We start from the raw sequence: 7,189 nt of genomic DNA, 5'->3' as shown, positions 1-7,189 counted from the left end.
CGCCGACGCCGCCGCCCGCTCCCCCGGACGCGCCGCTGCCCGCGGCCCCGCGGCTGTCGACCAGTTCGGGCAAGGACACGATCGATGGCGCCGGGCACGTGGATGTCGCGCTCGCCACGCCGGGCGCCTCGTGGGTGTATCGCATCGACGGGGACAACACCTGGCACGCCGGCCAGGGCAGCAGCATCGGCGCCGGCACCTTGAGCGACGGCGTGCACGCGGTGATGGTGGCGCAGGTCGACGATCAGGGCCGCCGCGGGGACGTCGCCACGCTGGCGGTCCGGGTGCACGACGAGGCGCTCGCGCCCATGCCGACGCCGGATCTCACGTCGCCGGACGCGCCGCTGCTGCAGACCAGCAACGGCACCGACCTGCTGAACGCGAAGGACTTCATCAACGTCTCGGGCATCGAGGGCGGCGCGAGCTGGAAGTTCCGCGTGAACGGGCAGGGCGACTGGATCGAGGGACATGACGGGCGCATCCCCGCGGCGGCGCTGTCGAATGGCGGGAACCAGGTCGACGTCGTGCAGGTCGATGCGGCCGGCAACGTGGGCGCGGTGGCCACGCTGAAGGTGCGGCAGGACCTGGACGCGCCCGATGCCCTGCACGCGCATCTGGAAGGGGGCCGCGGCGATCTGGTGCCGCTGCAAGGAGCGGTCGTCCTCGACAACATCGAGGCAGGCGCGACCTGGAAGTACCGCATCAACGGAGAAGGCGACTGGCACGTCGGCACGGGCTCACAGCTGCCGGCGAACTATCTGGTCGAAGGCCGCAACGACGTGGCGCTGATGCAGACCGACAGCGCGGGACACGACAGCGGCGTCACCGCCATCACCGTCACCCGCGACAGCCTGGTGCCGGATCGTCCCGATCTGGCGACCAGCAACGGCCTGCCGGTGATCAACGCACAGGGCAGCCTGCTGGTGCATCGGCTCGAGGATACCGCGACCTGGGAATACCGCATCGACGGCGGCGACTGGCAGGCCGGGACGGGAGGCTCGCTCGCGGCCGGTGTGCTCCACGACGGGCACCAGACCGTCGATGTGCGTCAGAGTGACAAGGCCGGCAATGTGAGCGAGATCGCCTCATCGGCCGTCACCGTCGACAACGTCGCGCCGGAGGCCTTGCTGGCGAGTGTGCACAAGCAGGGCGGCGCGGCTGCGACTGACAACCTGATCAATGCCACCGGCTATGTTTCGATCGACACGCTCGAGGCGAGCGCCACCTGGGAGTTCAAGGTCAACGGCGACGACCATTGGCGCCAGGGCTCGGGGACCCAGCTGTCCAGCCGCTTCTTCGATGAGGGCGACAACGTCGTGGAAGTCCGGCAGATCGATGCGGCGGGCAATGCCGGCGCGGCGGGCTCGTTGCAGTTGTCCTTGGACACGACGCCGCCTGTGATCGAGGTGACGGGCGTCAATGCCGTCTTCGCGACCGATTCGTACCTGCAGCTCAATGGACAGAGCAGCGTCGCGGTGAGCATCCACGGCAACGACGCCTCCACGGCGAGGGTCGGCGGCGCAAGTTATGACCTGGGCGCGAATGCCGGCGCCAGCTGGGGAGCGGAATTCTTCGCCCTGGGACAACGGGACACGCCGGTGCAGAGCACCTTGCTGGTGACGGCTTCCGACAAGGCCGGCAACACGTCGAGCCGCACGGTGACCGTGGTCGCGGACGTGATCGCGCCCGCCAAGCCGGACGTGGGGCTGAAGAACGACACCGGTGCGAACCACTCGGACCGTGTGACGTCGGATGGGACCGTGCAGGTCTCGGGGCTCAAGACGGGGGACTACGTCCACTACAGCCTGGACGACGGGCAGCACTGGTCGGACTGGCAGAGCGGCGGCGAGATCCCCGACGCGGTGTTCGGTGCCGACGGTGTCAAGAACGTGCTCGTGCAGGTCGCGGACTCGTTCCTGAACATCAGCCCGACCAGCTCGCTGCAGTTCACGCTCAACTCGTCGGTGATCTGAGCCCGACCACGGCAACCAGCCTCCGGACAACGCCCCGCCTGCGCGGGGCGGTTTCAATCCGCGCGCAGCAGCGTCGCGGCCTTCTCCGCGATCGCCACCACCGGCGCATTCGTGTTGCCGCTGACCACACTCGGCATGATCGACGCGTCCACGACGCGCAGTCCCTCGATCCCGTGCACGCGCAGGCGGTTGTCGACGACGGCCTGCGCGTCGCTGCCCATGCGGCACGTGCCGACCGGGTGATAGACCGTGTCGACGCGCCGGCGCAGCAGCGCCTCGATGCCGGCGTCCGTGTCGATGCCGGCGCTCCAGGCTTCCTTCTTCCAGAATGCCTTCATCGACGGCGCACGCATCAGGTCGCGCGTCAGCTTGTAGCCCTCGATCAGTTCACGCACATCCTCGGCGTCCTGCAGGAAGGCCGGATCGATCCGTGGCGCAGCCAACGGATCGGCACTGGCGAGCGCCAAGGCACCGCGGCTGCGCGGCCGCAGCAGGCACACGTGGCACGACAACCCGTGTCCCAGCCTCAGCTTGCGCGCATGGTCCTCGACGAGCGCCACGACCAGGTGCAGTTGAACGTTCGGGGCGGGCAGGCCAGGACGCGTCGACAGGAAGCCGCCGCACTCCGCGAAGTTGCTGGTGATGAGGCCGCGCCGCTCGCGGCGATAGCGCCGGACCTGGCCGACGAAGCGGGCCGTCCCGCGCGCGGAGATGCCCGCGACATCGAGGCAGTCCGACTCGTAGCCGAAGACGAAATCCGGATGGTCGTGCAGATTGCGGCCGACGCCCGGCAGGTGGTGCCGCACCGCGATGCCGTGCGCCTGCAGCTGGGCGCCGTCGCCGATGCCCGACAGCATCAGCAACTGCGGCGACTGCAACGCGCCGGCGCAGACGATGACCTCGCGCGCCGCCCGCAGCGTACGGCGATGACCGCCTTGCAGGACCTCGACGCCGACCGCGCGCCGGCCTTCCAGCACGATGGAGAGCGCCCGCACGCCGGTCTCGACGCGCAGGTGAGGCCGCCGGCCGAGATGCGGTGCCAGATAGCCACGCGCGACGCTCCAGCGCTCGCCTTCGAACTGCGTGACCTGGTAGACGCCGAGGCCTTCCATGTCGTCGCCGTTGAAATCCTCGACGACCGCATGGCCCGACTCACGCGCCGCCGCCCGCCAGGCGGCGTGGATCGGCGAGTCGGTGCGCAGGTCCCCCACACGCAGCGGGCCCTCCTGCCCGTGCCACGGGGCGCCGAAGCGCGCATTGCGCTCGGCCTTGATGAAGAACGGCAGCAGGTCGTCGTAACCCCAGCCCACGTTGCCGGCGGCTGCCCAGGCGTCGTAGTCGCTGCGGTGGCCGCGCGTGTAGACCATCGCGTTGATCGCCGACGATCCGCCCAGCGCCTTGCCGCGTGGCTGATAGCCGCGCCGGCCGTTCAGGCCGGGCTGCGGCTCGGTCTCGAAGCCCCAGTTGTTGAGCTTCGAGGCGACCTGCAGCACGCCGGCGAAGGGCGTGGTCGTGACCCAGCTGTCGCCGCGTCCGCCGGCTTCAAGCAACAGCACGCGACAGCCCGGGTCCTCGCTGAGCCGGCTCGTGAGCACCGCGCCCGCGGAGCCGCCGCCGACGATCACGACGTCGGCATCACTTCCGTCCGCGGCGCTCATGCGATCTTCTTCAGCAGGCCGAGCAGGCGGTCGAAGGTCGCGCCGTAAGGCGGGTAGAACAGCTTCGTCCCGGCGAAGCGCGACTGCAGGAACACCGGCTTGAGCTTGCTGAAGGTGTTGAAGCCCCAGACGCCGTGGTACGCGCCCATGCCGCTGGCGCCGACACCGCCGAAGGGCTGTTCCTCCTGGCCCAGGTGCCAGATGCAGTCGTTGACCGTGACGCCTCCGGCATGCGTGCGGGCGAGCACGTCGTCGCGCGCGGCCTTGTCCTCGCCGAACCAGTACAGCGCCAGCGGCCGGTCGCCGCCGTTGACGTGCGCGATCGCCTCGGACGGATGGCCGTAGGGCACGATCGGCAGCAGCGGGCCGAAGATCTCCTCGCGCATGACCGCCATCTCGGGCGTGGTGCCCAGCAGCAGCGTCGGGACGAGGCGACGGTCCGCGGGGACGTCGTCGTGCGTGGGACGCAGCGCCGCGCCGCGGGCGCGCGCGTCGTCCAGCAGGCCCTTCAGCCGGGCGTGATGCCGCGGGCTGACGATGGCGGTGTAGTCCGGATTGCCTTCGATGCGGGGATACAGCCGGCGCATGGCCGCGACGATGGCATCGGCCAGCGGCGCCACGAGTTCCTCCGGCGCCAGCACGTAGTCCGGCGCGACGCAGGTCTGGCCGGCGTTGAGCAGCTTGCCGAAGGCGATGCGCTCGGCGGTCCGCGCGAGGTCCGCGCTGCGGTCGACGATCGCCGGCGACTTGCCGCCGAGCTCCAGCGTGACCGGGGTCAGGTGTTGCGCCGCGGCCTGCGCGACCAGACGGCCCACCGGCGTCGAGCCGGTGAAGAACAGGTGATCGAAGGGCAGTTGCGTGAAGGCCTTGCCGACCTCGGCATCACCGGTGACGACCGTCATCTCGTCGGGCGCGAAGTGCTGGGCGACGAGCTTGGCCATCAGCGCCGACGTGGCCGGGGTCAGCTCGGACGGTTTGATCATCACGCGGTTGCCGGCGGCCAGCGCCGCGAGCGCGGGCGCCATCGCGAGGTAGTACGGATAGTTCCACGGCGACACGATGCCGACCACGCCGAGCGGCTGCGGCATCAGCCGGTTGCCGGCGGGCAGGAAGTGGAGCGCGGTCGGCGCGCGCTTGACGGCCATCCAGCGCCTGAGGTGCCGCATCGCGTGTTTCGCGCCCGACTGGACGGTGAACAGATCGGCCAGCAGGCTCTCGTGCCGCGAGCGGTGGCCGAAGTCGCGGGACATCGCGTCGGCGAGCGCGTCCACGTTGTCGGCGGTCATCCGCAGCAGCCGTGCCAGACGATCCCGGCGCTGCGCCTGGGTCGGCATCCGCTCGCGGTCGAACGCGGCGCGCTGCTGCTCCAACACCAGGTGCAGGCGCTCGTGCAGGGCTTGGTCCATGGGGTGTGTCTCCGCCTTGTCGTTCTTGAATGGCAACAAGCGTACGCCCGCTCAGGGTTGGCGCCCAGGCCGTGCGATCCCGAGTAGAGATCAATGACTAATCCGCGTCAGTCACTTGACGTGTTTCGAGTATTGCGAGAATTTCGAGTTTCTCTAAACTTTCTGCTCACTGCCATGACAACGACCCCGTCGGTTTCTTCGTCCAGCCTCGTTCTCGACGTACAGCCGCTGGTCGATGCGGTCCGGCGGCATGTGCCGCTCTCCGCGGCGAAAGAGAAGGCGCTCAGGCGGGAATTCGAACAGGTGCTCGGTGCCCAGTTGCTCAGACCTGCCGCAAGACCTGCCCCGGCAATACGTTCGAAGACGAAGAAGGATGGTGAAGACATGGTGCTGACCACGCAACAGGCGGCGAACCTCGTGAAGGTGTCGCGGCCTTATCTGACGGCCCGGATCGACGCGGGCGACATCCCATTGTTCCAACGGGTGGGAAATCAACGCAGGGTCCTGAAGTCGGATCTCCTGGCCTGGCAGAAGCGCGCCCGACGCCAGCAGTGGGAAGCATTGGAGCAACTGGGCCGGTCGGTCAGTGGAGAGTACGAGGCTGTCGATCTGTGACTGATGCGATCAGCGTTTCCGTCGTTGCCGACGCGGACACGCTGTTCGGTGGAACCACGCGAGCGTTGCTCATTCATCTGGACTACGAAGGCCTCATCGAACTTCACTGGAGTGCAGACATCCTCTCGGAGATGAGTCGGGCTCTTGTGCGTTCCGGGCGCCGGAAGGATGCGGCGCATGCTCTCCAGAACGAAGCGCTGATGCAACTGTCCTTGCCAGGGGCTGAAGTGGATGCCGGGGATGTTCAGCGAGAACTCGTGAGCGCCCGGCGAGCGGTCCGGTCCATGAAGGATGCCCATGTGGCCGCTTGCGCCATGGCGCTTGTTCCGCGTGAATCGGGAAAGGCGGTCCATCTCTTGACGAAGAACCTGAAGGACTTTCGCAGGCTCGCGCTTCGAAGGCTGGGGATCGATCTCCAGCACCCCGACAGCTTTCTCTCCGCGCTCTTTGTCGATCACGCCCCGGAATTCCTCCGGGCCTTCGGTGCCTATCGACGATCGCTTCGAAGTGGCGAGCCTGCGAAGTTGACTCTCTCCCGACTTGCCCTTGACGGGCAGGAGGTCACGGCATGTCAACTTGCGAGCTGCATGGAAGCGGAAGGCGTTGCCCTTTAGAAACGACAAAGCCCGGCCGGAGCCGGGCTTCGAGGGGAGCGACTAAGCGCCCGTCGCACCGCCGCAAGGCGGTGGTCGACGATCAGAAGTTGTAGCCGACGCTCAGCGTCACGCCGTCGATCTTCAGGCCGTCCTTCTTGTAGTACTGCATGTAGTCCACGCCGCCGTAGATGGCCTTCGTGAAGTTGTACTTGCCGCCCAGGCCCCAGGCGAAGCTGTTGTCGCTGCCCGAGCCGCTCAGGCCGCCGCCGGAGATCTTCAGCTTGGTGTCGGCGTAGCCCAGACGGCCGAACACTTCGAACTGGTCGAACGAGTACTTCGGGGTCACGAAGAAGCCGTAGGTGCTCGAGATCTTGAACTTGACGCCGTCGGAGGTGTCGTCGGACACGCCGGTGGCGAACATGACTTCCAGGGCGACGTTCGGGTGCAGGTCCCAACCCACGATGCCGCGCAGCGCGCCAGGCTTGACGGACTCGCCGCCAGCCGAGATCTTGGCAAAGGTGTAGCCCAGTTCGCCGTACACGCCGTTTCCGGCGGCGGTCTGAGCTTGAGCGGCGCCGGCGGCCAGCAGGACAGCAGCGGCGATGACAGAAATCTTGGTCATTTGAATACTTCTCTCAGGTAAAGAAACCGCACCTCGGCGGTGCGGGTGCGAAAGGTATCAATGCCTGACCCCTAACCGCTATGACAGACGTCACAGTCGGCCAAATATGTGCGGAGAGCGTTGTCTCGCCACGACGCGTTTCAGCGGGCGGCGCGTCAGCGTTCCCCATTTCGAGGGGAGACTTTTCGTCAATGCGACCAAGGCTTGACGATGTCTTGACGCGATGGCGCGCCAATGCCGCGGCGGTGGGATCGAAAAAAAGCCCGGCAGGGCCGGGCTCATGCGATGGGCGACCGCGCGCGTGGACGCGGTGCCGGTC

Annotated in this window: 6 protein-coding genes; 3 read left to right on the top strand and 3 right to left on the bottom strand. The window is 67.8% G+C overall.

Going from position 1 to position 7,189, the window contains the following annotated elements; translation table 11 throughout:
* On the top strand, nt 1-1,973 hold a 1,973-nt coding region (locus AC07OZ_RS26730), incomplete at its 5' end, for a hypothetical protein (protein ID WP_495470068.1).
* A gap of 53 nt (nt 1,974-2,026) precedes the next feature.
* Here AC07OZ_RS26730 and AC07OZ_RS26725 read toward each other — a convergent pair.
* Nucleotides 2,027-3,631 carry a GMC family oxidoreductase gene (locus tag AC07OZ_RS26725; protein ID WP_495470067.1) on the bottom strand — a complete coding sequence of 535 codons (1,605 nt, stop codon included), beginning with the start codon at nt 3,629-3,631 and terminating at the stop codon, nt 2,027-2,029.
* Nucleotides 3,628-5,037, bottom strand: coding sequence for a coniferyl aldehyde dehydrogenase (locus AC07OZ_RS26720; protein ID WP_495470066.1), 1,410 nt, complete (start codon nt 5,035-5,037; stop codon nt 3,628-3,630). The genes AC07OZ_RS26725 and AC07OZ_RS26720 overlap by 4 nt, the downstream gene beginning before the upstream one ends.
* Before the next feature lie 174 nt (nt 5,038-5,211).
* On the opposite strand from AC07OZ_RS26720, the gene AC07OZ_RS26715 reads away from it, so the two are divergent.
* Together AC07OZ_RS26715 and AC07OZ_RS26710 are read left to right on the top strand one after the other, a co-directional pair.
* A complete protein-coding gene (locus tag AC07OZ_RS26715; protein ID WP_495470065.1) occupies nt 5,212-5,652 on the top strand; it encodes a helix-turn-helix domain-containing protein in 441 nt (146 codons plus the stop codon).
* Nucleotides 5,649-6,266, top strand: a complete 618-nt coding sequence (locus AC07OZ_RS26710) for a PIN domain-containing protein (protein ID WP_495470064.1) — start codon at nt 5,649-5,651, stop codon at nt 6,264-6,266. The genes AC07OZ_RS26715 and AC07OZ_RS26710 overlap by 4 nt, the downstream gene beginning before the upstream one ends.
* A gap of 82 nt (nt 6,267-6,348) precedes the next feature.
* Here the strand turns inward: AC07OZ_RS26710 and AC07OZ_RS26705 are convergent, their stop codons facing one another.
* On the bottom strand, nt 6,349-6,870 hold the full coding sequence (locus AC07OZ_RS26705) for an outer membrane beta-barrel protein (protein ID WP_495470063.1): 522 nt from the start codon (nt 6,868-6,870) through the stop codon (nt 6,349-6,351).
* Nucleotides 6,871-7,189: the final 319 nt, after the last annotated feature.

Source organism: Roseateles sp. GW821-FHT09G03, from assembly GCF_059416045.1.
The sequence above is the reverse complement of the archived record's forward strand: the minus strand, read 5'-3'. Positions and strand labels throughout refer to the sequence as shown.